Source organism: Amedibacillus sp. YH-ame6 (assembly GCF_053848845.1).
The window spans coordinates 1-26,597 of record NZ_JBSPEZ010000034.1; the positions used below are offsets into that span (position 1 = coordinate 1).

General features: G+C 34.4%; 23 protein-coding genes and 1 tRNA gene. 2 read left to right on the forward strand and 22 right to left on the reverse strand.

Going from position 1 to position 26,597, the window contains the following annotated elements; translation table 11 throughout:
- Nucleotides 1-280: 280 nt before the first annotated feature.
- The 22 genes from ACWG0P_RS15045 to ACWG0P_RS15150 form a co-directional block, all read right to left on the reverse strand.
- Nucleotides 281-853 (reverse strand): LemA family protein, encoded by a 573-nt coding sequence (locus ACWG0P_RS15045; protein WP_455792078.1) that lies wholly within the window; start codon nucleotides 851-853, stop codon nucleotides 281-283.
- Nucleotides 854-957: 104 nt separating this feature from the next.
- Nucleotides 958-2,199 (reverse strand): aminopeptidase, encoded by a 1,242-nt coding sequence (locus ACWG0P_RS15050; RefSeq protein WP_455802412.1) that lies wholly within the window; start codon nucleotides 2,197-2,199, stop codon nucleotides 958-960.
- A 33-nt stretch (nucleotides 2,200-2,232) separates the two neighbouring features.
- Complete coding sequence (locus tag ACWG0P_RS15055; RefSeq protein WP_455792074.1) at nucleotides 2,233-3,135, reverse strand: ROK family protein; 903 nt, start codon at nucleotides 3,133-3,135, stop codon at nucleotides 2,233-2,235.
- A gap of 118 nt (nucleotides 3,136-3,253) precedes the next feature.
- Nucleotides 3,254-6,940: a SpaA isopeptide-forming pilin-related protein gene (locus tag ACWG0P_RS15060; protein WP_455802413.1), complete on the reverse strand. Its 3,687-nt coding sequence runs from the start codon at nucleotides 6,938-6,940 to the stop codon at nucleotides 3,254-3,256.
- Between the two features lie 188 nt (nucleotides 6,941-7,128).
- A complete protein-coding gene (locus ACWG0P_RS15065; protein ID WP_455802414.1) occupies nucleotides 7,129-8,040 on the reverse strand; it encodes a hypothetical protein in 912 nt (303 codons plus the stop codon).
- A gap of 175 nt (nucleotides 8,041-8,215) precedes the next feature.
- The gene (pyk, locus tag ACWG0P_RS15070) at nucleotides 8,216-9,637 is read right to left on the reverse strand and encodes a pyruvate kinase (protein ID WP_455802415.1); all 1,422 of its coding nucleotides are present in this window, start codon (nucleotides 9,635-9,637) and stop codon (nucleotides 8,216-8,218) included.
- 48 nt (nucleotides 9,638-9,685) lie between these two features.
- The gene (gene pfkA, locus ACWG0P_RS15075; protein WP_455792065.1) at nucleotides 9,686-10,648 is read right to left on the reverse strand and encodes a 6-phosphofructokinase; all 963 of its coding nucleotides are present in this window, start codon (nucleotides 10,646-10,648) and stop codon (nucleotides 9,686-9,688) included.
- Nucleotides 10,649-10,705: 57 nt separating this feature from the next.
- Nucleotides 10,706-11,617 carry an ATP-binding protein gene (locus ACWG0P_RS15080; RefSeq protein ID WP_455802416.1) on the reverse strand — a complete coding sequence of 304 codons (912 nt, stop codon included), beginning with the start codon at nucleotides 11,615-11,617 and terminating at the stop codon, nucleotides 10,706-10,708.
- Nucleotides 11,618-12,811: a DnaD domain protein gene (locus ACWG0P_RS15085; protein WP_455802417.1), complete on the reverse strand. Its 1,194-nt coding sequence runs from the start codon at nucleotides 12,809-12,811 to the stop codon at nucleotides 11,618-11,620.
- Nucleotides 12,786-13,421, reverse strand: a complete 636-nt coding sequence (coaE, locus tag ACWG0P_RS15090) for a dephospho-CoA kinase (RefSeq protein ID WP_455802418.1) — start codon at nucleotides 13,419-13,421, stop codon at nucleotides 12,786-12,788. The genes ACWG0P_RS15085 and coaE overlap by 26 nt, the downstream gene beginning before the upstream one ends.
- Nucleotides 13,403-14,233 carry a DNA-formamidopyrimidine glycosylase gene (gene mutM / locus ACWG0P_RS15095; RefSeq protein ID WP_455802419.1) on the reverse strand — a complete coding sequence of 277 codons (831 nt, stop codon included), beginning with the start codon at nucleotides 14,231-14,233 and terminating at the stop codon, nucleotides 13,403-13,405. The genes coaE and mutM overlap by 19 nt, the downstream gene beginning before the upstream one ends.
- Before the next feature lie 8 nt (nucleotides 14,234-14,241).
- Nucleotides 14,242-16,827 carry a DNA polymerase I gene (polA, locus tag ACWG0P_RS15100; protein ID WP_455802420.1) on the reverse strand — a complete coding sequence of 862 codons (2,586 nt, stop codon included), beginning with the start codon at nucleotides 16,825-16,827 and terminating at the stop codon, nucleotides 14,242-14,244.
- Between the two features lie 111 nt (nucleotides 16,828-16,938).
- Nucleotides 16,939-17,898, reverse strand: a complete 960-nt coding sequence (locus ACWG0P_RS15105) for a metal ABC transporter substrate-binding protein (protein ID WP_455802421.1) — start codon at nucleotides 17,896-17,898, stop codon at nucleotides 16,939-16,941.
- Between the two features lie 49 nt (nucleotides 17,899-17,947).
- The gene (locus ACWG0P_RS15110) at nucleotides 17,948-18,712 is read right to left on the reverse strand and encodes a site-2 protease family protein (protein ID WP_455802422.1); all 765 of its coding nucleotides are present in this window, start codon (nucleotides 18,710-18,712) and stop codon (nucleotides 17,948-17,950) included.
- Entirely contained in the window at nucleotides 18,687-19,265 is a 579-nt protein-coding gene (locus ACWG0P_RS15115) for a M23 family peptidase (RefSeq protein WP_455802423.1), read from the reverse strand. Before ACWG0P_RS15115 ends, ACWG0P_RS15110 begins: the two co-directional genes overlap by 26 nt.
- Nucleotides 19,266-19,329: 64 nt before the next feature.
- Nucleotides 19,330-20,421: an AI-2E family transporter gene (locus ACWG0P_RS15120; RefSeq protein WP_455802424.1), complete on the reverse strand. Its 1,092-nt coding sequence runs from the start codon at nucleotides 20,419-20,421 to the stop codon at nucleotides 19,330-19,332.
- Between the two features lie 235 nt (nucleotides 20,422-20,656).
- On the reverse strand, nucleotides 20,657-21,433 hold the full coding sequence (gene minD / locus ACWG0P_RS15125) for a septum site-determining protein MinD (protein ID WP_455802425.1): 777 nt from the start codon (nucleotides 21,431-21,433) through the stop codon (nucleotides 20,657-20,659).
- Nucleotides 21,418-21,981, reverse strand: coding sequence for a septum site-determining protein MinC (locus ACWG0P_RS15130; RefSeq protein ID WP_455802426.1), 564 nt, complete (start codon nucleotides 21,979-21,981; stop codon nucleotides 21,418-21,420). Before ACWG0P_RS15130 ends, minD begins: the two co-directional genes overlap by 16 nt.
- Nucleotides 21,954-22,508 carry a rod shape-determining protein MreD gene (locus ACWG0P_RS15135; protein ID WP_455802427.1) on the reverse strand — a complete coding sequence of 185 codons (555 nt, stop codon included), beginning with the start codon at nucleotides 22,506-22,508 and terminating at the stop codon, nucleotides 21,954-21,956. The genes ACWG0P_RS15130 and ACWG0P_RS15135 overlap by 28 nt, the downstream gene beginning before the upstream one ends.
- Nucleotides 22,505-23,344, reverse strand: a complete 840-nt coding sequence (mreC, locus tag ACWG0P_RS15140) for a rod shape-determining protein MreC (protein ID WP_455802428.1) — start codon at nucleotides 23,342-23,344, stop codon at nucleotides 22,505-22,507. The genes ACWG0P_RS15135 and mreC overlap by 4 nt, the downstream gene beginning before the upstream one ends.
- A gap of 58 nt (nucleotides 23,345-23,402) precedes the next feature.
- Nucleotides 23,403-24,080 carry a RadC family protein gene (radC, locus tag ACWG0P_RS15145; RefSeq protein WP_455802429.1) on the reverse strand — a complete coding sequence of 226 codons (678 nt, stop codon included), beginning with the start codon at nucleotides 24,078-24,080 and terminating at the stop codon, nucleotides 23,403-23,405.
- Nucleotides 24,077-24,481: an SPOR domain-containing protein gene (locus ACWG0P_RS15150; RefSeq protein WP_455802430.1), complete on the reverse strand. Its 405-nt coding sequence runs from the start codon at nucleotides 24,479-24,481 to the stop codon at nucleotides 24,077-24,079. Before ACWG0P_RS15150 ends, radC begins: the two co-directional genes overlap by 4 nt.
- 249 nt (nucleotides 24,482-24,730) lie before the next feature.
- Here ACWG0P_RS15150 and ACWG0P_RS15155 point away from each other — a divergent pair.
- Nucleotides 24,731-24,818, forward strand: a tRNA-Ser gene (locus tag ACWG0P_RS15155).
- A 271-nt stretch (nucleotides 24,819-25,089) separates the two neighbouring features.
- Complete coding sequence (locus ACWG0P_RS15160) at nucleotides 25,090-26,463, forward strand: diguanylate cyclase domain-containing protein (RefSeq protein ID WP_455802431.1); 1,374 nt, start codon at nucleotides 25,090-25,092, stop codon at nucleotides 26,461-26,463.
- Nucleotides 26,464-26,597: the final 134 nt, after the last annotated feature.

The window sequence follows — 26,597 nt, forward strand, 5'->3', positions numbered from 1 at the left end:
TAACTGGAGAAACATTTAATCCCTCTGATATTGAATCTTTTCAGAACCCTAAGCCATTTCAATCATTCAATTTAACACCAGATATTGCATTACAATTTCTTCAACAATCAGGGTATGATATATTTTCTGTTCAACTTCCACCTTGTTCTTGAGTTTTGATAAATGCTTTAAATTTTTCACTAACTTCTTTTTAGGTTTGTCTTTTTTTATACTATCATCACTTTTTGTTTCACACTTTTCTCCCTTTGAAAAAAAGGAATAGCACAGCTATTCCTAATCACTAAAACTGTACTTTAACATTCTCTCTTTGCACAGCATCTTCAATCTCATATAATGGTTTTTTACCAAAATGAAATATTCCAGCTAAGATATTGCTTGGGAACATTTCCACAAGATTATTAAACTTCACACAAACTGCATTATAGTATTTACGTGAATTTGCAATCTCATCCTCAATGTTTTTTAATTCATCTTGAAGTTTCACAAAGTGTTGATCCGCTTTAAGATTAGGATATTGTTCACTAATCGCATACAAAGGCCCTAACATAGATTGGAAATTCTTTTCGGATGAAATCTTTTCATCCATGGATTGAGCTTTTACTGCCATATTACGTGCACTAATTACTTTTTCAAGTGTTTCGCTTTCATGCTTTGTATACCCTTTGATAGTTTCTACCAAGTTCGGTATCAAATCATAACGCTTTTTCAAATACACATCCATTGTAGAAAAAGCTTCTTCTACTTTATTATTCGTGCTAACAAATTTATTGTATTTGGAAACTACCCAACCTACAAGTCCTAATAAAATAACGACTACAACAATACCAATGATCACAGGTGTTGTAAAAAACATAGCAATCCCTCCTTTTAAGTTACAAACTGATTATATCATGTTCCATTAGTGCCTACAACCTTTATACAAGAAAGGATGCACAACTCATGTGTACATCCTTAGTATTAATCGAAAACGAAATTTCCATTCTCAAACACTGGAATTTCTTTACCATCCTTTGTGATACCCGTAATTTTCATATCACCTGTACCGAACATAAAATCTACATGTGTCAAAGAGATATTTGCACCAGCTTTCGCAAGTTCTTCTTCACTCATATCTTCTCCACCTTTCAAACATGTTGGATACGCTGCCCCTAATGCCAAATGGCAAGAAGCATTTTCATCAAACAAGGTATTCAAGAATAAGATATTACTCTTAGAGATCGGAGAATCATAAGGAACAAGCGCTACTTCTCCTAGATAACAACTTCCTTCATCAAAAGAAATCAATTGTGCCAATGCTTCTTTTCCTTCTTGCGCATCAAAATTAACTGCTTTTCCATCTTTAAATTCAATATAGAAATCTTCAATTAACTCACCACTATACAACAATGGCTTACTCGCATAAACAACACCATTAACTCCTGTTTTTAAAGGCATTGTAAAAATTTCTTCTGTTGGCATATTAGGATTGAATTCTACATCCGTACCAACTTTCGTATCGCTACCACCTGACCAAATATGATGTTCAGGCAATCCTACTTCCAAATTCGTACCAAGACTATTTTCAAAACGCATGGCTTTAAAATCGTAATCATTCAAAATCTTACTACGAGATTTAAAACGATCTCCTAATAAATCCCATTCTTTTACAGGATCATTATCTTCCTCTACATGTACTGCATGTAGAATTTGTTCCCAAAGCAATTCAACAGCTGCATTATCATCTTCACAATCAGGGAACACTTGTTTTGCCCATTCTACATTTGGAACTGCAACAATACACCACTGTGCTTTATTTAACATTGTATATTCTTGAACTTCTTTTCCTGCCTTTGACATTGCGAATTGATATTTTGAAATTTTCTCTGCATCCAATCCTTTAAAAATTCCAGGTTTTTCTGAAATGATATGGAGAATACAAGCACCTTCTTTAAAATACGTAAGTTTACTATCAATCACAAAAGGTCTGATATTCGTAAGTGTTTCCTCATCTTCATATAGATATTGTGAACGTCTTACACACTCATCGATGTAGTTAACCACAACTTGTTTTGCACCTGCTTTATAAGCTTCCTCCACACATGCACGTGTCATATCAATAGCTTCAACACTTGTGTTAATCATCAAAATTTGTCCCTTTTGTACATTGACTCCCTTACAAACTGCTAATTTTGCATATTTCTGAATAATTTCTTTATTCATAGACTTCTATCTCCTTCTAATGGTGCTTATATCTTAATCAATATAAGCACTTGGTAACATTGCTGCACCAACAATTCCTGGTTCTTCTAATTGTGCTTCTTTAAATACAACTGTCTGCATTCCTTTATGAATCATCGTACGATAATAGTTTTCCATCTTATCAAAGAAAACATCTTTCCCTTTCATAACACCACCACCAAGTACAAAGACTGCTGGATCTGCTACATGTGCAATAACAGAGAACATAACAGCTAAATCATAGGCAATATCATCACACAATTTTATAGCTTCGGCATTCCCTTTTCTAGCCAAATCAAATACATCTCCGGCATGTGCAATTGCTTCTTCTCCAAACATGGCTTTTCCTTTACGAGTAATCGCAGTTCCACTTGCTTCATTTTCAACAGCACCTTGATTTAAATAATTCACTTTCTCACGGTTACGATCGATGATGATATTCGCAATTTCACCTGCATGTCCATTCTTACCTGCAACTACCTTTTGATCCACGATCAATGCTCCACCAATACCAGTAGAGATTGTCGCATAATATACTACATGCTCACCTTTTCCTGCGCCAAGACAAGCCTCACCCATACCTGCAACGTTTACATCATTATCAACATAAGCAGGAATATGGAAATGTTCTTCAATTCTCTTCGCAATTGGATATCCTTCAAAGCCTGGAAGATTTGTAGCCAACACCATCTTCCCAGCAACTGTATCCACTGGACCTGGAACACCCATTCCAATACCACTACATTCTTGGTAACCATCGATGGATTCAATCATAGTGATCATTTTTTGAACCACATGTTCAACACCCTTACCAATTTCTGTAGCTTCCTTTACAATCTGTAAAATGTTTCCAGATTCATCTACTTTTGCGACACGTACATTTGTACCGCCTAAATCTACTCCAATAAATGTTTTCATTATTGTCCTCCTTTAAGATTATGCTTTTATTTTATCATATCCTCTCTCATTTTTCTTCCTTAAAATTGAAATTTTCTTATATTTATAGAATGTATTTTTTCTTTCATTTTTATGAATCCTAACGAATATCTTCCCTTAACCTTTTTAATGAAAACAATATTCCATAAAAGGAAACACCCAATGCCATCACAAACACTCCCCTCTGTAAATCATCATGTACATCACCCGTCTTAACAACTGGTTGAATCACTTTAAAGTTTTCAAATAAAATTTCATATAAATCCCCTTCTTTTACTAACTTCTTCCCATTCAAAAATACGCCATTTTCGTCGATCTTGATATGTAACACATCACTCGATAATTGATATCCCTTAGGTGCTTTGCTTTCTTTCACCCAATATTCACCATAACGTAACTCTAACTCCACTACCCCATGTTCTTGATCTGCCTCAACACTACGCAATCTTTGTGTACATCCTTCATCTTTATACAAGGTAAACTCAAATTCTTTCATCTTAATGCTTTCTTTTGTATCTCCATCTATTTTCTTGATATATATCTTTTCCCTAATAGGTACATCAACCATTACTAATTTCTGAATTTCTTTATCTTCGTTCACTGTAAACTCTATATCTTTTGCTTTTTCATACCCAAGAGGTGCTTCTATCTCTTTTAAAATGTAACGATTCCCTTCTATCAAACCTCTTATCATATGTTCCTTCCCATCACTCTCCCATTCATCAACAATATCTTTTGTCTTAGCAGAGACTACTTGTAACTTCGCCCCTTCCAAGTGTTCCTTTTCTTCATCCAGTTTACTCACCCCTACTTGTTTATCAAACATTTTTATTTCTTGAACCTTTGTCGTATTATCAACAGTAAACGTAACCGGTCTAGAAATCACATACCCCTCAGGTGCTTCATCTTCATAAAGCGTATACTCTTTACCAACAAGTAATCCTTCTAATTTCATAGGGCCTTTCTTACTAACCCATTCTTTTACAATTTCACCATCTTCATCAACCAATCGTAAATGAGCATTCTCAAGCGCATGGTTGTTTATATCATATTTTAAAATTTCAGTCTTTGTTTTCTGATTTTCTAATGTTAGCTCGTGTACATAAACTTCTTGTGTATTGTTTTCTTGCGTTAATTCAAAGATATACGTAGTTTCATCTTTTACATATCCATCAAGAGCCTTTGTTTCATTACAAGCATACGTTCCTAATGGCAAACCCTCTATTTCAATTTCACCAAGTTCATTCGTTAAATAATACCCATTTTCACTGATGTCCATGGAAATAGTAGATCCCTCCTTATAAATAATGGAACCATCCGCTGGGTCAAGAACATCTGCTGTGGCAGTTAATTGATATTGAACCCCAGACAAAACTTCCCTAGTTTCTTTATCTACTTTACTAAGCTTTACTTTCCCTGTTGGTTTGTTATCTCTCACCACAACTGTAATAACAGGTGTTGTTCCATCAGGCAGTGTTTCAAACACACCACTCGATGAGATTTTAAACTTGATTGGTTTTGCCAATAGATAACCATTCGGAGACTCTACTTCTTCCAATTGATAATTTCCAGGATCCAATACATCATCTGTCATAACAGAACCATTTTTATCAGTTGTCCAACTATCTACATAATGAGGAAGTGGATTCCACACCCAATGTCCTACATACTCATCTTTATCAAGATTTTTAATCTTAAATTTAGCACCTGAAAGAGTGATGATTTTATCACTATCCGCATCTTTTTTTACAATGGATACAACTGCTCTAAATTTCACATCATTAAATACACGCCACACTTGGGGAGTTCTTGAATCTTTATCGACCTTAATATGAAAGTCTGGTACTTTAGAATGATCAGCCGGCACTTTAGTTTCACGAACAACATAATCCCCATATGGTAACTCTTCACTTACTGCATATCCTTTTTTATCAGTCACAAGTACTGCAGTTGTTTTCCCCAGCGCATTTTTAGCAATCGGTGCTTTCTCCCAGCTTCCATAAGCATCGATATCTTTCTTCGATTTCACGGTAAACTCTACTCCAGCAAGCAAATCTGCTTCTCCAGATCCATTATCAGAAACTTTAATAAGTTCAAATGCTTGTGATATCACTTTTTCTTTTACAGTTTGATTCTTCGTAATGACACTCACATTTTGATTTTCATATGATAATGTCACATCATATTCTGTAGGATCTAGTGTATACCCTTCACTTGGAGTCTTCTCTTTCAAATAATACTCACCAAGATATAAATTGGATACAGAAGTTTGTGCATTTTTGTCCGTTATAAGTGTATCCACTACAGAATCCTTTGCATATTTCACACTTCCATCCGCAGGATCTAAGATAGGTGTTCTTGCCTTAAGCTCATAGACAGCACCTTGAAGGGTTGCTTCTCCCTGTGGAACAGAACCAGTTACTCCATCTTCTTTTTTTATGTTGATTGTACCAGTAACTCGTTTATTTGAAATTTCTTGAGAATATGTCTTACCATCTTCACTAATTGTATAGAGTAGTTTATCAGAAGAAATAATATATCCATCAGGAGCTGTTTTCTCTAGCAAGTAATAATCACCATATAATAAAAGCCCTGTCTTTGCTGTACCATCGTTATTCGTAGTGATATCTTGAACATATGTTCCATCACTTTTATAAATAGAGAATGTAGTGTTCGCTTTTACAACTGTTTTCCCAGTATCTTTATCTTTCTTTACAACCTGAATATAGCCACGCTTCCAATTGTTGTTGGCAGTAAAATAAGATATTTCATTTGGTTTTACATCAATACTACGTATTGTACTATCTAAAACAAGATGACCAGGAACACTAACTTCTTGTACATAATAAGTAGCTGGTAGTAACTGATCCACAACAACAATACCATTTGCGCCTGTTGTATAAGTTCCTATTGGACTACTCATATCAGCATTCTTAGAAAGCTTGAATGATGTATTAGGTACATTGTTTCCTAAGTCGTCTTGTTTAGTTATGCTTAAAGAACCAAATTTATTTACTTTTACATCAATATACATTTTAAGTGGATCACTAACATATAACTTTGCAGCATCTTGTGAGCCCGCTTTCGTATATATAATACTTGTACCTACACATGCATCAGGCACTTTTTGATAAACGATAGTTGCATTGTCAGGGGAATCAACTGTCCCTGTTATAGTTAGGGAGTTGCCATTTTTAGTAATAGATAATCCTCCATCATTCGTTAATGTATACTGATGGAAAACGCCATTAGTGTCGGTTATTATTTTACTTTCTCCTACATTTAAAGAAATCTCATTTGTATTGAATGTAGGTTGATCGTTATGATGATTGATTTTATTCTGAATGGTTGTTTTGTATGAAGCATACGAAGAGAAACTAGTGGAAGTGATTCGACCACCTAATGATTCCCAAATCATGAATTGTGTAGCTAAGTAATCTTCCATTGTATGATTAGATCGTACCCATCCTTCATAAGCAATAATTGATATATTTCTATTAGTATAAGCTGATGGGGTAAAATCATTACCAGGCGCTAATACATAACCTGGTTGTACACAAAAACCATATTCTCCATCAATTAAAATTGCTTGATAATTTGCGTTCCATTCTGAATGTACTCCATCAGAATTCATAACATTAACAGAGTAGCCTGTATAGGCTCCTGCAGTAATATTGGGAGACACAGCCTTCACTTTGGTAGGCAAGCTGATGCCAGTACACAGCGATAGAAATGCAACAAACACAAGCATGTACTTTTTAATTTTATTTTTAAATTGCTTTAACATTTATTTTCCTCCAATAAAAAAGACCAGTTCTAGACTGATCATTGATTGTTTCTTTTAAAAACATAGTTTTGCTATCTATTTAATGATTCGCTTGGCTGGTAATCTTCCTCAATTATAACAATTCATATCATCACTTCCTTTCATATAAAAAGCACTTTTATCATTTTGATAAAAGTGCTCTAAAGCTCTTAATAAAAATCAATTGTCCAAATATCGATCCTTGATTCTCCACAACTATCTTCCACAGTCCACGCATGCCATCCGAAATACCTCCATGGTTTAGATTGTCCATCGATATAATTTGATGCCCATGTATCTGCTTCGTTTTTCGAATCAAACCATCTACCTGAGTTACCCAATGGAGCATATGTTCCATTAGGTGTACATACATTAGGTGTCGATTGTTGTTGTTGTGAAGGTGCTTGTGTATTGCTCCCACCAGTGTTTGAATTAGATCCATTTGATGGTGCTTGAGCATTGTTGCCTTGTGTAGTTCCTCCTGCGTTATTTGTTGTGTTGTTGTTAGTATTTTCTTCCGTAGGTTCTTTCACAACTTCTTTCCCAGTTACTTTTATAGTAGCTTTCTTTGTTTCTTTATTCTTATACTGATCAGTTGCTGTAACTTGGAGTTCATAAGACCCTTCTTTTGTTAGATCCAATTTATCCTTATTTATTGATATTGTAACTTGAGATAAATCTTCCGCTTTAAAGTAATCTTCTAATGTAACCTCTAATCCAACTTCAATTGAAATTTCATCTTTAAAATCAATGAACTTAGGTGCAGTTGTATCTTTCACTTCAACAACAAATTCTTTCTCACTCTTACCATGCCGCGCTTTTGCATGGTACTTTCCTACAGGTAAATACTCACCTGTAGTACTTGTGAGAATCTTCTTTTGTTTATCCACCGAGTACAAACCATTCACTTCAAACGTTATGGTTGTTTCTTTTAGGAGTGATTTATCACTGTCTTTATCCAAATATGTTTTAGCATCAACACTGATTGGATTACCCAATTCTACAAGAAAAGATTCTTTTTGCAGCTTGATAGAAGTTGATGAACAACCAACAAGAAGACATAGAACACTAAATACACTCATACATTTAGAAAAAAATTTCATATGCAATTCCCCCTTTAGCCATAAACTGCAATTCCTACATTCTTTTCACAATATAATACTACCATAGAATCCCTTGCAGTGAACATGCAATTTTCTTGCATTTTTCTTGCATAATTTGATAAAAAAAGGATGTGACTTACTCACATCCAATTTTCTATTTAACTTCGATAATTTTCATTACGTTTGTTGCGCCACATCCTACAGGATATCCAGCAACGATAATGATAGTTTCTCCAACTTTAACTCCTAATTCCTTAACGATAGAACGAGCTAATTCAACTTCATTCTTTTCATCATTAGCAACTTTAGAGAATACAGTAGTTACTCCCCAGTTCATTGCTAAAGAACGTTGTGTCTTTTCATCGAATGTTACAGCGATGATTGGAGCTTCAGGACGGAATTTAGAGATACGACGAGCTGTATTACCACTCTGTGTAAATGCAACAATAGCAGCAATGTCTAATGCCATTGCAGTATCTGCTACAGAAATAGCAATCGCATCGTTTTTCGTTCTCTGGCTAGTCTTAATAGAAGCTTTTAAACGATCTTGGTAAGGTAGTGTTGGTTCCATTGCTTTTGCAATTTTCACCATTGTTTGAACTGCTTCCACTGGATAATCACCAGCTGCAGATTCACCACTTAACATGATTGCATCTGTACCATCAAGGATAGCATTTGCTACGTCACTTGCTTCCGCACGTGTAGGTCTAGGATTTCCTTGCATACTCTCTAACATATGAGTTGCAGTTACAACTGGTTTTCCTAATGCATTTGCTGTCTTAATAATTTTCTTTTGATAGATAGGAACTAATTCTAAAGAAACGTCAACCCCTAAGTCACCACGAGCAACCATAACACCATCAGAAACTTCTAAAATTTCTTCTAGGTTATCGAAACCTTCTTGGTTTTCAATCTTAGGAATGATTTGAACATCTTCTCTTCCTTCTTCTTTTAAAATTTGACGAATTGCTAATACATCTTCTTTTCTTCTTGTGAAAGAAGCTGCAATAAAATCAACACCCATTTTACATCCAAAACGGATATCTGCATCATCTTTTGGAGAGATAAAAGGCATTGTAAGTTTCACATTAGGAATGTTACATCCTTTTTTACTCTTTAATACATGAGGGTTCTCAATACGGCAAACAAGTTCCCCTTCTTTTTTATCGATTACTGTTAAACGGCATTTCCCATCATCAATAAGGATAGTACCATCTACCTGTACATCATCAAAAATTTCAGGACACTGTACATGAATTTTTTCATGTGTGCTTAACATGTTTTCACGAACTAGAGAAACAATGTCTCCTTTTTCATAAGATTCTTTACCATTCGCAAATTCTCCTAAACGAACTTCAGGACCTTTTGTATCTAAAAGGATAGCAATGCTTTTTCCAGTTTCTTTAACAACCTCACGGATGTTTTTGATACGATTTCCATGTTCCTCAAAATCACCATGTGAGAAGTTTAAACGAATAATGTTCATTCCATTCTCAACTAGCTTTGTCATCATTTCTTTACTTTCAGACGCTGGTCCGATTGTACAAAGAATTTTTGTCTTTTTTGTTTCTAACATATAAGTTTCCTTTCCTAATTACCTAATACATACCCAGTTAAAGAAATTTTATACCAGACGATCAAATAAATTCTGGAATTTCTTACGAGATTCTCTCGGTGTATTTAGTGCTTCTTCGATAGGCACAGATACAATCTGGTTATCTTTTATACTGACACATTGTCCTCCAATACCCTGCATCAGCAAGTCAACTGCCTTTTCACCCATTCTTGACGCAAGTACACGGTCCGTCGGAGTTGGTGAACCACCTCTTTGAACATGCCCTAATACGGTCGCTCTACCAGAGAACCCTGTATTTAAACTTACTTTTTTCGCAAATTGATGAACATCCGTAATCTTCTCAGAGATGACTACGATGGCATGACGTTTCTTTTTGATTAAATCAAAATCACGAAGTCTTTCCAATACTTCGCCTTCTTCAAAACCTGTAGAAGAGGTGATCACAATTTCAGCACCACAAGCAATCCCTGACCAAATAGCCAAGTCACCACAACGATTTCCCATAACCTCTACGATGGAACAACGATGATGTGAGCTTGATGTATCTCTCAGTTTATCGACTGCTTCTACAATGGTTGTAAGTGCAGTATCAAAACCTATTGTAAAGTCCGTACAAGTGATATCGTTATCGATTGTACCAGGAATCCCGATACAGTTGATACCCATTTGCGTTAACGCAAGAGCACCTCGATAAGAACCATCTCCTCCGATTACTACAATAGCTTCTATTCCACGCTTATTTAATTGTTGAACTGCTTTCTTACGCACTTCTTCATCTTTAAATTCAGGTAGACGAGCAGATCCTAAAATCGTTCCTCCACGATCGATGATTTCTCCAACACTGGCCTTTGTTAAAGGTTCAATATACCCTTCTACCATGCCTTTGTAACCATCATAAATTCCAAAAACTTCAATCCCACTATTCAGTGCGACTCTTGTGACGGCACGAATTGCAGCATTCATTCCAGGTGCATCTCCACCAGATGTAAGAACACCAATACGTTTTACCATAGAAATTCCTCCATTCACGGTTATTATGATAACATTTTCTTACAATTTTTACTAGTTTTATTTTCTTCTACTTTCACCTTTTACAAAAATTTCATCAGATAGCGTTTTCATGCGCTCATACAAGCGTTCTGCAGCCACTGGTTCACTTGCTTTGTTATTGGTCATCGCAAGTCTTTGTTTTAGCTCTTCCATAGAATAATTACTTGTAAATATCGTCATTTTCTTTTGTTCCATGCGAGCATCTAACAATGGCAATAAAATGTCATCTCTACTCCATGCAGTCACACTTTCTCCACCGATATCATCCAAGATTAAAACATCGGCTTTTTTAATACGATTTAGCTTTGACTCCATCCCCTCATGATCATGAAACATCATCTTCAAGTCCGCAATCAATTTAGGAACATTCACAAAGGCAACACGTTTTTTATCTTTCGCAAATTTATTCGCAACACCAGCTGCCAAATATGTTTTTCCAGCTCCTGGTTTTCCTGAAAAGTATATCCCTTTTGTATGGTCTTTTTCAAACAAATCGATTACTTTATTGTACATCCCACGATATTCTTTCGATTCTTTTGACAAATCAATATGGGCGATATCAATATCAAAATACATGTCTGCAATATCTTTTTCACAAAAATACTGACGATGTAATGTTCTTGTTTCTTCCTTCATCGCATACTTACATGTACAAAGCGTATTCATTAAAAAGCCATCTAAATGAAGTAATAATCTTTGTCCTTTTAATGGTTGACGACAAAAATCAAGCCCTTTGCAATTTTCGCATTTTTCCATCACATCACAATAGTCTGAAAACTTCCCGCTATGTTGATAGACAAAATCTCTATCTTTGTGATATTTTTTTATCCATGCTTGTACATAAGGGTTTTCCATCAGTTGTTGAACTTTTTTTTCTTTGTTGTTTTTTGCTACTTCATCAAGTTCATAGGCAAATGTTACCTTTTCCATTTACTCACCTCGTAATCGTTTGATTTTTTCTTCCAATTCTTTCTCATCAAAGTCTTCCATACCTGTATCGATGCTACTTTGATCTTGGTACCAACTTGGCAATTCTTTTGGTTTTGATGAGTTTGCATATACTGGTTCTTTTTTCTCAGATTCAATATGTGCAAGTGCTTTTTCATAGGTATCTATTTCTAGGCGAACCCAAGTACTTGCTATCTTCTCTACATATGCTTTTGGAAACTGCATATGTTTTACATTGAGCACATACTCTACCAACACATTAACAACTTCTGGTTTCATCTTGAAATCACTTATCAATGTCTCAATTAAATATTTATCAGATTTGCTAACTTCCACACCATGTTGTTTGGATTGTAGAAATCGTACAGGGGGAACACTATAAGGATTCCCATTCTCCTGATCTTTATAGATGGTTTTTGCATCTCTTGCTTTCTTCTTTAAGACATCGATGTTTAATTTGTTTGTTTTTAAGTTCATACTTTTACTTACCAACTTACGCATTTCCATTTCATCGATACCATGTATGGTCGCAAGTTCACCAATGGTTCTAAGATTTCGTTCATTTCTTGCAGTTGCTGGAAAAATTGTTTGTGAGAATCCACTTAAAAACTTATCAAAATTGAAACTTAATGGAATATCGTTATGATGTAAGATATCTTGTTTTGGTTTCATAGAATGAAACTGTTCTTCTTCATTATCTTTCCACGTATCTTTCAAGGCATTCACAAAAGGAATGGTAATATCTTGATATTCACTTTTATCTTCGATGGCGTGTGCAAAGCTTAATTTATTAAACTCATACACTTGTTTCCCCATTTCTTTCATATATAGTCTTCCAAAGACTTCGTGACGAAGGAAATCATTTCCACATTTTGGCATAAACACTTGATATAGATATGTATTTTTCTTTCCATCATAAAAGGTTTTAATAAGTAGATACTGTTCTAAAATGTGTCTACTTTTTTCCATCACTTCCATACTGGTTCCACAAATCTTTTGAATTAGGATATGATTTTTAATTTTGGAAGGACGAGAACCTATCGCAAGTAAGGTATGATAAAGATTTGCTGCATCTTCTTTAATCAAAGGAAAATACAACATTTGAAAAGAAGCATAGCGCTCCATTGTCCATTCTCCTTGTACCTCGATTTTACAAGATTCCTCTTTTCTTACCATACTTATTCACTCCTACAATACTTACAAGTATATCATAAATCTGTTGTTTTAAATCTTCTTTATTTGAATTATTCCATATAACAACATCTGCTTTTTCTACTTTTTCTTTTTGAGACATTTGATGTTGTAGTCTTCTAACTGCCTCTTCTCTTGTGACTCCTCTATATTTCATTAGGCGTTCTAGCAAGTATTCTTCTTCACTAGCTACTACCCAAGTAGCATCAAAATTGCTTTCCCAACCAATTTCATAGAGCAAAGGAACTTCTACAAACACAATGTCCTCTTGTTCATGTTCCTTACATTGTCTTTGAATTTCTTCTTTGATGAACGGATGTAAAATACCTTCTGCAATTTTTTTATGCTCTTGATTTGTAAATATTTGATTGCTCATTTTCTGACGGTCGATACATTGATGCTCATCTAGTATGGAATCTTTAAACACCTCAACGAGTGCAACATATCCTTTATGACCCTTTAAAAGCAATTCATCGTTCATACGATCACAATCCAAAACAATATATTGATACTCTTTTAATATTTCAATAACGCTTGATTTCCCTGCCCCCATCACTCCTGTTATCGCAATTTTCTTCATCGTTTCTTTTGGCATGTCTTACAAAAATAGGTTCCTCTAGTAGCCACTGTTATTTTTTGAATCAGTGTCTGGCAAAGCGGACATGCCTCTCCCTTCAACGCATGTACCTTTAGTTCCAATTGGAAACGTCCATCCACCCCAAGTGAAGATGTATATGAACGAATGGTTGTTCCTCCTGCTCTAATGGCACCACCTAAAATTCTTCTTGTTTCATAAATCAATTGTTCAAAATCTTTTTTTCTAAGTTTTGATATCTTTGTTTCTGGATGTAGTTTCATCGCAAAACAAATTTCATCTGCATATATATTCCCAATCCCAGCTATTACACCTTGATTCAATAACACTGCCTTTAAAACAGTTTGTTTCTTATGCAACAACCGATATAAGTAATCTGCCGTAATTCGTTCATCAAAAGCATCCATACCAATATGTTGAAAACATGGATACATCATATAATTATCTAACTTTTCATACAAATACATTTTTCCAAATTTTCTAGTATCGTGATATCGTAACTCACGCCCATCATCTAATGTGAAAATGACATGTGTATGTGAATCATAAGGGTCTTGTTTATGCTGTACATAGAATTTTCCTTCCATGCGCAAATGACAAACCCACTCCATATCGCCTAAATCAAACAACAAATACTTCCCATGTCTTCGATAATTGATAATCGATTTCCCTTTTATAGAAGCTTTAAAAGCATCTACATCTGGATATGCAATGATATTATCCCACAACACTTCACAATCTTTGATTGTAGGATGTTGCAGTTGATGTTCGAGTGTACGAACAACCGTTTCTACCTCTGGTAATTCTGGCATCCTTTCACCTACTTCGCATCAAACCACGTCTTTCCAAAATTTGCTTCCGCAATCAATGGAACACGCAATTCCATGGCATTTTGCATACCACTTTCTACGATTTCTTTCATGATTTCAATTTCATTTTCACAAACATCGAAAATTAATTCATCATGAATTTGTAAAATCATTCTAGACTTCACTTGTTGTTTCTTCATAGTTTCATAAATTTGAATCATAGCAAGTTTGATTAAATCTGCAGCACTTCCTTGAATCGGCGCATTCATCGCAGCTCTTTTCCCAAACTCTCTCATCATATAATTACTATCGCTTATTTCTTTAATATAGCGTCTTCTATTAAACAATGTTTTTACATAGCCATGTTCTTCACAGAAATGAATCGTTTCATCCATGAATGTTTTAATACTAGGATAAGATTCAAAATATTTCTCTATGAAATGATGTGCTTCTTTTCTAGTAATTCCTAATTGTTCACTCAACCCAAAATCACTTTGTCCATATACGATTCCAAAGTTAACTGTTTTTGCACTCCGTCGCATAGAAGAATCAACGTCTTCTTGTGCAACATCGAATATTTCCATCGCTGTCTTCGTATGAATATCAATGTTGTGATTAAACGCATCAATCATAGATTCTTCATTTGCCATATGTGCTAACATACGTAATTCAATTTGAGAATAATCCGCAGACATTAAGGTATGTCCAGGACTTGCGACAAACGCTTTACGTATTTCTTTCCCCTCTTCATCTCGAACAGATATGTTTTGTAGATTGGGTTCTGAAGAAGATAATCTTCCCGTTTGTGTTTGAATTTGATTAAAGATGGTATGAATCTTTCCATCGCTTTGTATATGTTTACTTAATCCAATTGCATATGTACTATAAATTTTTTGATATTTGCGTTGTTCTAATAGTAGTGGAATGATTGGATGTACATGTACCAATTTCTCCAATACATCCGCTGCCGTACTTCTCTTCTTCCCGGCTTTTAAACCCAATTCATCGTACAAAATGGTAGCCAATTGTTTTGGTGAATTGATATTGAATTCCATTCCTGCCATCTCATAAATCTGTGCACTTAATGCATCAATCTTTTCCGCTGTACTTTTCGCAATGGCATCCAGGGTCTCCACGTTTGTGATAACACCTTCTTTTTCCATAGCATATAATACCTTCGTAACCGGAAGCTCTATAGTTTCATAAAGACCCTTCATTTCTTTTTCTTGAAGTTCTTGAAATAACGTCTTTTGAATCAACGCAAGATTTTCTGCCTGTATCATCGCAAATTGCGCACATTCCTCAAAATCGACAAGTTTTGGTTTTCCCTTTTTACCAAACACTTCTTCTTTGGATAGACTTCTATCAAAATTATATTTCTCGCCAACTTTATCATAATCTGAAAGTGTACCATCCAACAAGAAAGCTTCTAACATCAAATCACGCGCAACATCATGGAAAGCAATATCATAATGATTTAACACATGATAATAACTCTTCGCATCATAAACGATTTTTCGTTTTTCAGTTTGTAGGTAGTCTAGTAACTTCTCATCTTTACGTGCATCTTCCAATGCTATATATTCGCATACTTCTTCATGTGCAAGCGCAAACCCATATAATGTCGCATCACTTGTGCTTTCATTATCCACATTGATATACACTACAGTATCATCTACTAATAATATATCCGAAATACTTGTCACAATCTTCTTTGTGCCAACGCGTTTTATTTCTTCACTTTTCACACTATTCTTCGCAAAGGTATTCATTTCATATTTCACAAAGAAATCATGCAATGTCTCACTTGGTTCTTGTAACGTTAATTCTTCTACGACTAAAGGTATCTTCGCATCTGTTTTAATGGTAGCCAAAAACTTAGACATAAAGGCAGATTCTTTTCCATCTTCCAATTTTTCCTTTAGTTTCCCTTTGATTTCATCTAAATGCTCATATACATTATCTACTGTTTGATAATCACTCAATAGTTTTAATGCTGTTTTCTCTCCAACACCCTTTACACCAGGTATATTATCCGCACTATCTCCCATTAAAGCTTTTAAATCAATCACTTGAGAAGGCGTAATCCCCATGGATTCCATTAAGGATTGTTCATTCACAACTTCCATTTCACTGATCCCTTTTTTCATTAAATACACATCCGTTGTAGGATCAATCAATTGTAACAAGTCACGATCACTGGATAAAATATGTATATCTAACTCTGGATGTTGAGAAGCCATTGACCCAATGATATCATCTGCTTCAATTCCTTCGCATTCGTATCGTTTTAATCCATACGCATCCAAATATTCACGAACAATTGGAAACTGTACAATCAATTCTTGGTCCAATTGTTTTCTTGTCCCTTTATATTCCTCATATGCATCATGGCGAAACGTAGCTTTTCCTGCATCCCACGCCACCAATACTTGATCTGGCTGAATGATGTCCAAAGCTTTTGTAATCATTGTGATAAACCCATATACCGCATTGGTTGGTATCCCATTACTAGTTTTCATCATTCTTCCATATAAGGTCGCATAATATGCACGAAACAACATCGAATTTCCATCTATTAACAATAATTTTTTCATATCTTATCCTCCATACTCTTATTATTTTACCACACATTTCATTTCTTAAAATAACATTTGCACAACATTTACAAACACTCCTCTATCAAAAGAAAAAGGTCTTGTAGACCTTTAGCTCGCAATGCTTTGTAATGCCTTTAAATTTTCATACATAATTGTTAAATAATCCTTGCCCGCATCCAAATCTTCTTTGGAATAACTAGAAAGATTATGTAGTGTTACAGGAATCAACCCCAACTCTTCGACGAGTGTATTCTGTAAGTCTTTCATATCTTGTGGCAAATTTTGTTCCACTGCAATATAACGTACTTTATCTCGTATAATACGTTTTTTAATTGCCGTTAATTGATCACTTGTTGGAAGTGCACCATATTTTGATAAAGAAACTGGATATACCTTTACGCCATAAGATCTTTGCCAAATACCAAAACTTGGTGTCATTGACACAAAACTAATATCCATCTTCTCATTTGGTATCGTTTGAAAATCCGCGTCCAGTCGAGCCAAATCAAGTTCTAGCTCATCAAAATTGGTATTAAATATTTTTTCGTACTGCGGGTACTTATCAATTAAATAGTCACGTATATCACTAGCCATGCTTGTCATAGCCACAGGATCCATCCACAACAATGGGTCTGCATTGTACTTATCTATACTTGAAAATTCTTCTCCTGCATAATAAGCACTCGCAATACCTGTAGTTTTACCGTCTACTGTAACTGTCGTATAACGTTCAAATTTATAAATCGCACTTTTCGTAGCTAGATTTATCATCTCTACATCCATAGCCCGTATCTTGTCCATATAAAGCTCCATATATGGTTCTAATCCATTGATATAGAACAGTGCATCTGCTTTCTTTAAAGTTGTTTGATAATTGTTTTTTATTTGTGTACGTTGTATTACATCATTTTTTGAAATATTACTTACGTCAACATATTTATCCCCAATTCGCTGCGCAAGATATTGTACAGGATATACCGTAGTACATATGCTTGGCTTTTTTTCTTCACACCCAGTTAAGATAAAAAGGCTCATGAGCGATGCTAGAAAGACTTTCATTTTCTTCATAGATATCCTGCCTCCTGTTCTAAATTATATCATAAAACAATAGAGGAAACTATCTTTTTTGATGTTGAAAGAAGGAAGCCAACCAAGATTCTTCTTCCCTCCATCCTCGCTTACTCTTCATAAGATTATAACGAGCGCGATACAGATCTTTCTTTGTGTTTAAAATAGGAGGATACTTGATTGAGTGTAGATAACGATAATGATAAAACTTCATACAATCATAATGGATATCCCGATAGCAGATAATCAGTTGTATAGCTAAAAACAGTTGTACGAGAATAGCACTATATCCATGCATCCATTGTACACTCATTACAAATGATAAGATAAGAAATGAAACTATACATGTACATCGTTGAGCAGTTTTATATCGTGTGAAACAATGAAAGAAAGTTTGTAAAAGTCTTCCCCCATCCAATGGATAAATTGGCAATAAATTAAAAATCATAATATTCGCATTGATCATCAATAAGTATTCATAAAACGATTGAGAAATCATACCGCCTTTCACCATTAGTATAAACACAGAAGGAAAAATCACTTGTGAAAGAGGACCAGCAGATATAATACATATTTCTTGAAATACTGATCCATAACCAAGTTGGGGTATATATGCACTTAATCCAAACGGATAAACAATGATTTTTTCAATTTTCAAACAAAAGAACTTTGCCACAAGAATGTGCGAAAGTTCATGAATACTTAATATAAAAAAGATAAAACAGGTAAGTTTCCCCATATGCAAATATGGTAGTACAAGAATTGCTGGAAGCCATAACCAGGATATTTTAATGGTTGTTTTGAAGCGCTGCATTGAGATCAATGGTTTTATTATCTTTCAAGAAATCAATGGTTACATATTGGGCATAAGTACCCAGTGGTCTTCCCTTTAAAATACGTTCATCTTGTTTCAAAGATACTTCACTTAAATTCCCATACGTAGTAATGACTCCATTATCTTGTTTGATAGTAAGTGATGTTTTCGAGTTTTTGCTTTGTACATGTAAAATCACACCATCATATGCATTATATGCAACATTACTGCCATTCGCATAATGATTCTCTTTTAAAAGAGAATACGAAGGTGTAGCGCTTACGGCTTCATCCTTTAAACTAAACCAATTTTCAAATGGAAGCCATTTTGAAATATCTTCTATTTTAAAGTTTTGTAACACTGCAGGCATTTGTACAAGGTTGAGCCTTTGATTCAATAAAAGAACCAATACCATTACACATACTCCCATAACAAGCATCATCAATCGATACATGACTTTAAACACAATAGAAGAATGTTTCTTTTCTACCTCTTCCATCCCTCCATACCGACGATGTTTAATTCTTTTTCGTACATTCTTGATATCTTCCATAGCTTCCCTCCTACTCTACTATATGACATATCGTCCCCCCATAGAACACAAAAAAAACAGACGTCTATTGACAATCTGCTTTCTCCTTTGAATGTTCATATTTGATGGATATAAAAGTCTTAATGATAATTGTAACAGGTACTGATATCATAATACCAATCGGTCCCATTAAAACACCACCAGCAAACACCGCAAATAAGGTGACCAAAGGACCTAAAGCACTCCGTTTTTCATGAACTAACGGAGATATCACGTACGCATCCACATTAGAAAGAATCAAAATACCTACCAATAATGCAATTATTCTACCAGGCGATAACGTCAAGGCAGTGATTACACCAATGCTATTTGCAATCGTTCCTCCTAAATAAGGAATGACTGCACCAAGGGAAGTTAAAATTCCGATAATCACCCAGTCAGGATGGCCTATCAAGAAATAAAATGCGCTATACTCTACAAATTTTATGAGCATTATGATAATCAATGATTTCATATAAACAGAGACATTTTCATCCATTTCACGAACATAATGATCTCCATTAGGTGCGAATATTAGAATTGCCTTCTTCACATTATGACGAATACGATCAAAATCAAATAACATATAAATCGCAATGATAATTGAAAATAGAATGTTTGTAACAGAATCCAATACGATACTCATAATATTGGGTAGTGTAGAAACAATTTGTGGAATCCAATCATCATACTTTTTCAACATCGCTATGATATTATTGGTAATACTATCGATTAAAGAGAAATCCTGAAATTCACCAATATGCTTAATTTGATTACTAATCCATACGACACCGTCAATCATATTACTCATAAACTCGTTAATTTTTTCATATAAAATAGGCATTAAAATAATAATCAGTGCCACTAAACATACAATGAGTGTAATCCACATCACAATGATAGAAAAATTCTTCGGTACTCCTTTGCGTTCAAGGAACTTTACAAAAGGATGCATTACATACGCGATCACAAACCCTATAATAAATGGTTGAAGGATAGCTTGTACAATAGATATCCAATTTCCCCAATATGCCTCTGTCTTCAATAACAAAAACAAAATTAGCAGTACGCCTATGACTTTCAACAGCATATTTTTAGATACTTTCGCATCCACCTTACTTAAGAAACGTTTTAGCATACGCTCACCTCACTTCCACTATTTTATCATGTCAGAGTAAAAAAAACTAGTATGGATGTTTCCCTCTCATTTGAACACATAAAAAAAGTGATACGTATATTTCAAGTATCACTACTTCATCGTTAAATTCTACCCTAATATCTTTAATCAAATATACAGAATATAAAATATAGGTAATCGAAACTATATCTTTATATTTCAATGCTTTTTTATGACGTTTATGTATATAAGCATATTATCCAAATATCTTCGCAAGGAATGAACGCTCTTTGATTTTTGGCAAAGTTACTCTTTCTCCTATCATTCGTTTTACTATTGCTTGAAAACAGGAATATAAAGATGTATCTCTTTGTAGTGTCACAGGTTTTCCAAAGTTATTCGCACGGATCATTGTCTCATCATCAAACACATATCCTAAAAAATCAATTGCAAGCCATTGTTTCGCTTCTTGTAAAGGAACAGAAATCCCTTTCTCCATCATCTTCACATTCATTCTATTCACCACAAAAGAAATATGTTCCATTCCCTCATTCATCAAAATACCAATTACACGATCAGCATCTTGAAGTGCCGTCACATCCAATGTGGTTACCACAACAACTCGGTTTACACAAGCAATACTAGATACAAAACCACGTTCAATTCCTGCAGGTGTATCTAACAAAACATAATCAAATTGTTCAATTAATTGTTCCACAACAACCTTTAAATCTTCATGGTGAAATTGTTCTATATGTACAGTTTTACAAGCTGGCAACAAGTACAAATGTTCTTGTGCCTTATCTTTAATCATCGCCTGCGATAACATGCACCTGCCTTCCATCACATCCATCAAATCGTAAATCACACGATTTTCTAATCCCATCATAACATCCAAATTCTTCAACCCTAAATCCACATCAATCAAGCACACGCGATTTCCTAGTTGTGATAAAACAACACCCATATTCACACAAACGCTACTTTTCCCTACTCCTCCTTTACCAGAAGTGATTGCTATAGCTTCTCCCACTGTAATTCCTCCTTATATTTTTTTATCTCTAGTTTCCTTTCCTGATAATATACTTTTGAAGATGAAAAACATGTCATATTTTGATAGATACTATCACCAATTCTCACACTAGCATTTATATAAGAAGCACACAAGGTACAATCCGTATGTAATAAATCCACATTTCCCATAACTCTTCCTAGTACAAATATCGATTCACTGCTTACAACATATGCGAGCTTATGCACATTCCCCAACAGTATCAAAGGTTCATAAAATTGATATGTTTCTCCTCCTCGCAAATCATGTTCAATAATTCGAGTTTGTTTTTGCACACCCGACGTTGAATTCACACCCAAAATTACAGTAGAACATTCCTTACATACTCGAAACAGCCGCAACATATTGATAGTTGTAGGAACATGAAAAAAAGCCTCAAAACGTCCTGAATGTAGCATTAGACATGAATTGAGTCTTTCGTTTAACTGATTAAAAAATGCATCTTCATCATCATAAGATGCGATGATATGATAATTCTCTTTTACTCCTTTGACTTTAATCTGAACCATTCGATTTTCTCCCCTTTTCGTACTTGGATTGCCTTCATTTTCAGATAGTCATTCTTAATACGAATTAAGAATACAATAATCATAGAGAGAATTGCATTCGTAAGGAGGGACAAAAGTTCATACTTTTCTGCCCAGTCCATAAATGATATATCTGTCGTTCTTTGAAGGTTCATAAACAAATATACCAGAAAATCCTTGGCGAATATTGTCACAATACAGAGAATTAATGATTCTATAACAGTATCCGTCATATGTTTTGACCATAATCGCAAACAACATGCGACAATGGTAAAGATAAAAGCATATTGTAAAAAGGTATTCGCAAATACAATATCGTAAAATATTCCAAAACCAAATGCAAATAGACATGTATTAATCCAATCAAATTTACGTACGGTCAACATAATTGCACAAAATCCAATATTTGATATAAATAGAAGATCATTAATTAGAAAGCTATTTGGAAATAAAATCATTAAAATTTCATCTACAAGGAAGCATAATAGCACAAAGATTACATGTGTCATTCACTATCACCCTTTGGCACAATCACAGATACATACTCGAAGGATTGGAAATTATCAATCGGTTTTACATAGATTGTCTGTCCCGTTTGATTGATCAATGCCTGTACACTTTCTACCGTGCCGATTAAAAGTCCACTTGGATAAACTCCACCATTTCCTGATGTGACTACTTGCATTCCTTTTTTTATTTCCGTACTATCATCAAACAATGTTAATACATATCTTCCTTTTTTAACATCATAACGTTCCAATATTCCTGCACTCGATTTTTCATCATCAAGAAGAACCTTTATAGATACTGAATTTAATTTATCTTCTGATGTCAATAGTTTAACGATACTTGTATTGCTAGAAGAACTTACAACTTTTCCAATCAAACCATCTACACTTGTTACAGCCAATCCCTCTACCATGCCATCCTTACTACCTTTATCAATCGTAATCGTATTGTTCCAAGTCGTTTGATCGCGCGAAATAACATTTGCCCAAGAATGGGTAAAGCGATCATCATCACTATCAATTTTCAAAGCTTTACTAAGTTCTTCATTCTTCTGTTTTTCATTCGCATAAGATGCCTTATAGGAAGGATTCTTGCTAAGTTCATAACGTAGTTGATCATTTTCATCGTTCACAGCCCAAAGGTTAGAAAAATCACTCATCCAATCTTTGATTGTTTTCGTAGGATTATCAACCAACGCATACTTTAACATGCTAATTCCATCATAACCTATATTACTAGTAGTAGAACCACTTATCACCTTTAAGATGATGCCCATACTCACAAAGGCAACAATCACACTTAAGATTATTTTTTGTATTCGATTCAATTTCGACATCCAATCACCTATCTATCTTTAATTTACTTATTTATTATATAAGCTAATTGAAAATAGTTCAATCAATAAGTCGTTTTTGTCGAAAACTTAAGAAAGTATTTCCACTTACAATGATGTGATCCAACAATGGAATGGATACAATCTTCCCACATTCATTGATACTCCTTGTAATTGCTATATCCGCTTCACTTGCACTGGCGTCTCCACTAGGATGATTATGAGCACAAATAATCTTCGCACATCCTATGCGCATAGCTTCTTTGAATATTTCTCTAGGATGAACACTCGCATTGGTTAGTGTTCCTACAAACAAAGTCTTTGATGAAATCACCTGATTTCTTTGATTCAAAAAAGCAACAATGAAATGTTCTTGTTTTTCATACCCAATCGCTTGTGATAACCAACTAATTAAATCATCAGGACTTTCTATCTTTACACGATCTTGCACCTTATCATACGCAATTCTACGACCTATTTCAAAAGCTGCCTGTAATTCAATCGCTTTCACCTCTTTGATACCATATATACTCATTAAATCCTGTAAGGATGCTTTCCCTAAATTCCCCATACTTTCAAATGCTGACAAAACTTCATCTGCCAATTCTAATGCAGAACCCTTTTTACTCCCAGTCCTAAGAAGCAAGGCGATTACCTCGCGATTACTAAGAGATTGAATACCAAATTGTAATGCTTTTTCTCTTGGACGTTCTTTTTCATTTAATTCTTTTACTTTCATTTCCCTATCCTATCTAGCGCTTGTTCATACTGCTTATCCTCAATGAACTTTACAATTTCGGGATCATCTACGGTAACACTTTTCGCTATGTAGGTATATTTCAGTTCTTTTAATTTTTGTTGTACACTCTGAGATGCTTTTTTATCTGTAGTTACACCACTTACAACTGCAGTTAATGCATCTTGTTTTAAAACAAATGCATCAAGTCCAGCTTTCTTCAAGCTATCCTTCATGGAAGTAATACTTTCTTCCTTCTTATAAAGACCAACTTGATTCATATACAACGTAACTTTTGATGTTTGTGTAGTACCAGTATTTAAAGTGAACAGAAAATAATATCCTAGCGAAAACAAAATAGAGAAACATGACGCAAACAATACGATGAGTTTTTTATTCTCCATACAATCACCTCATCCTACCGTATGTTTTTTCTCTATCCTTTATAACTGTTGCGACAAGAAAGGACAAAATCACCTCCTACTATCTATATACGAAATAATATTCATAAAATCCTAAAAAAAATTTAATTTTTTATATAAATTTCTAATCCTCTAATTATTTCACAATATAAAGAACATAAATGTGTATATGAAGTATTCACTTTTGATTGACATTTCATAAATTGTATGTAAAATAATATAGGTAACCTTGGAGAGTTGGCCGAGCGGTTTAAGGCACCATCTTGGAAAGGTGGCGTAGTGAAAGCTACCGTGAGTTCGAATCTCATGCTCTCCGCCATAGAACAAACAAAGTCTTTAGATAATGATTATCTGAAGGCTTTTTTATTCGAAATTCGGTTGATTTGCTGGGAATATTAACAATTCCTTATACCTTTTCTTTATAAATTATGCTATCATATGAATGACTATTATCAATTCATACTAAATATTACGCATAATCAATAAACAATACTATAAAGATTAGCTGTCTATCTTTATATCATATATACTTTTGCAGTTATAAATCCATAGGAAGGAGGATATGATAGTTTTTACTATCATAAACAACTATGAACAAAACATCGCTAGCGAATAGGTTCTGTGAAGAACTTTTACAAAAAGACTGGGATAGCACTAAAATCATTGAATTATTAACCCTATTATGTAATGAACACTCTTTTGAACATGGTATGATTTATGAAATAAGCCAATTTAATATATTTCATTTAAAAGAACATACAAAAGATGATACTCATATACCAAAAGAAAGTTACGCATTGCATGAACTACAAAAGTACTATCTAAAGGAATATCAACAAGATGCCCTATGTCTTTGGCATTCTGATTCCAAGATGTCAGAAATTTTCGGATGTGCAACTTTACTAATCTATCCAATACTAGATATGAATAAACAAGTTTTGGGTTTTATCGCATGTTCTACTGGTGAAGAAGATATTGAACTAGATGCATCATCTCTTGCTTCCTTGAAAATGGAAATCACTTTGTTTTCTCAATTTGTGAAAGATCGAATGTACGAAAATAAAGTTTCCTTCGCCATCACTTCATTAGAAGATATTCTTGATAATACTGGCATCGATATCTATGTGAATGACTTTAACAATCATGACATTTTATATGTAAACAAATCCATGGCCGCACCCTATGGTGGAGCGAAAGAATTTATGAATCGTAAATGTTGGGAAGTTTTGTTCCCTGGTCAAAAAGGACAATGTGAATTTTGTCCCCAAAAGAATTTAATCGATGAAGATGGAAATCCTACCAAAGTATATACATGGGATTATCAACGAGCCTTTGATGGATCATGGTTTCGAGTCTTTAGTTCTGCATTTCACTGGATTGATGGTCGTATGGCACATGTCGTAAGTAGTGCCGATATCACTGACAACAAGAAGTATGAAGCACTTATTCACCATATGGCAAATTATGATGAGCTCACCAACCTACCTAATCGTAGAATGTTAATCGAAGAGTGTGCACGTAGAATTAAACATGCAACACCAGATGAAAAGGGATATGTTCTTTTCTTTGATATTGATGGTTTTAAGTCAATTAACGATAATTATGGACATGATGCTGGAGATGAATTCCTTGTTTTATTAGGTAAGTTTCTCCTTGAAATTCCTTTATTAAAGGATAACATCTATCGTAATGGTGGAGATGAATTTGTTGCTGTACTTGGCGGTGAGAACTTCACGCATGAACATATCAAAAATCTCTGTAATTCTATTTTGCATCGTTTTCAAATGCCTTGGAAGCTGTCTAAGGGAGAGGTATATTGTTCTACAAGCATTGGGATTGCTTGCTATCCAGAAGATGGTAATGATCCTGAAGAATTAATATGCGTCGCAGACCAAGCTATGTATAAAGTAAAAAAATCTGGAGGCGCAGGCATTCAGTTTCATGAAGATATAAAAAAACAATAGTTGTCTATTGTTTCAGATTGTTGACAAAGTGGTACCCATAGCGAGTACTGCTTTTCTTTTTTTTGTTTTATAGAGAGAAATCATCATTTTTAGCCAATTATGCATCGTATCCGATGAAGTTTTCCAACTCCACC